Here is a 1,519-nt window from a genome sequence, read left to right on the forward strand (position 1 = left end):
GGTCGCGCGCGTGGGCGCGAGGACGGGCTGAGCCACGGGGAGTTCCCTCGGGTCGAACGGGGTGCGTCGCGTGGGCCGTGCCGCACGCGCGCGGGGTCGTCAGCTCAGCGACAACACACCCGGACCGAGAACATGGAGGCACCCTAGCCCGCGCGCACGCGCCAGGACCACCCCTGGTCACACCTCGGGCGTCCCGGGGCCTCGCTACAGCACGAACGCGGCGGCGACGAGCGCGTACGTCGGGCCCAGGCGACCGCGCACCGCACGGTGCAGCACGCCGTACAGCACCGCGGCCCCCATCGCGTACGCCCCGCCGGCGGGTCCCTGCAGGAGCACGTGCACGAGCCCCCACGTGGCGGCGAGCACGAACCCGCCCCACGGCACGTCGGGCCGCCCCCGGGCGGCCTCGCCCCACCGCTGCCCGTAGCCGAGCAACGTCACGATCACCAGCACCTCGGCGAGGTAGTACACGACGAGCGCCGCGAGGCTGGGCGCGAAGGCGCTGCCGACGTCGTCGTGCAGCCGGGTCGCCTCGGCGAGGGGCTTCCACTCGTGCGTCAGGGCCGCGCGCGACCCGACGGCGAGCACCAGAGCCGCGGCGGCGTACGCGGCACGACGCGCGCGCCCGGGACCCGCGGCTGTCGCCACGGGGTCGTCGGCACGCCACGGCGCGTGCCGCAGGAGCAGCAGCGCCCCGACGAGCCACCCGGCGGCGGTGACGAGCCAGTGCGCGGCGGGCGCCCACCGGTCGCCGACCACGCCGCGGATCGCGTCGTCGAGCGCGAGCCCCACCACGAGCTCCCACCCGAAGACCGCGAACACGTACAGCGCCAGGTTGCGCCACCGGGCCGCCGTGCCGAGGTCGGGCGCGGGGCGGGTGCTCGTCGACATGGCCCGACACTGGCAGCGGCCGCCCACCGCCGCACGGGACCTCCGTCCGTGCCCGACGCGCACCCGGGCGCCGCCGAGGTGAGGCACCGAGGTCCGCCCGGGCGGTCGGCGCACGGGCCCGCCCGCCCCGGCCCGCGCGTACCGGACGGGGAGGACGCACCTGCCCCGGTCCGTGCGCGCGCGGCCGGGGCGCTGTTGGATGGGGCCGTGGCCAGGGACGTCGCACGCGGGGACGTGACACCGGCGACGCGGCTCGTGGTCGCCGCCGTCGCGGGCGTCGTCGTGACGCTCGTCGTGCAGACGGCCGTGCCGTGGTCGTCCGTCGTCGCCGCGGTGCTGGGCGGCTGGGCCACCACCGGCCTCGTCTACGCCGTGTGGACGTGGGCGTTCTGCTGGCCGCTCGACGCCGAGCAGACGCGCACCCACGCGACCCGCGAGGAGCCGACCCGGTTCGCGACGCACGCGATCGTGCTGGTCGCCGGGGTCATGAGCCTCGCCGGCGTGGGTGTCGTGCTCGCGACGCACGACCGGGGGCGCGTCGTCGCGCTCGCCGCCGCGCTCGTCGCCGTCGTGGCGTCCTGGACCTCGCTGCACACGGTCTACGCGATGCGGTACGCCCGCATGTGGT

Annotated in this window: 2 protein-coding genes; one reads left to right on the forward strand and one right to left on the reverse strand. The window is 77.4% G+C overall.

Annotated features, from left to right (window positions below; all coding sequences use genetic code 11):
- Window positions 1-204 precede the first annotated feature (204 nt).
- Window positions 205-891, reverse strand: coding sequence for a hypothetical protein (locus J7523_RS20360; RefSeq protein WP_291890615.1), 687 nt, complete (start codon window positions 889-891; stop codon window positions 205-207).
- A 207-nt stretch (window positions 892-1,098) separates the two neighbouring features.
- Between J7523_RS20360 and J7523_RS20365 the strand changes: the two genes are divergently transcribed.
- The coding region (locus J7523_RS20365; RefSeq protein ID WP_291890617.1) for a DUF1345 domain-containing protein at window positions 1,099-1,519 on the forward strand (421 nt) is incomplete at its 3' end.

Source organism: Cellulomonas sp. (assembly GCF_017744555.1).
Classification (GTDB): domain Bacteria; phylum Actinomycetota; class Actinomycetes; order Actinomycetales; family Cellulomonadaceae; genus Cellulomonas.

Excerpts from the sequence above, each read along its gene's own strand:
- J7523_RS20360 (WP_291890615.1), bottom strand. The coding sequence starts at position 891 with ATGTCGACGAGCACCCGCCCCGCGCCCGACCTCGGCACGGCGGCCCGG.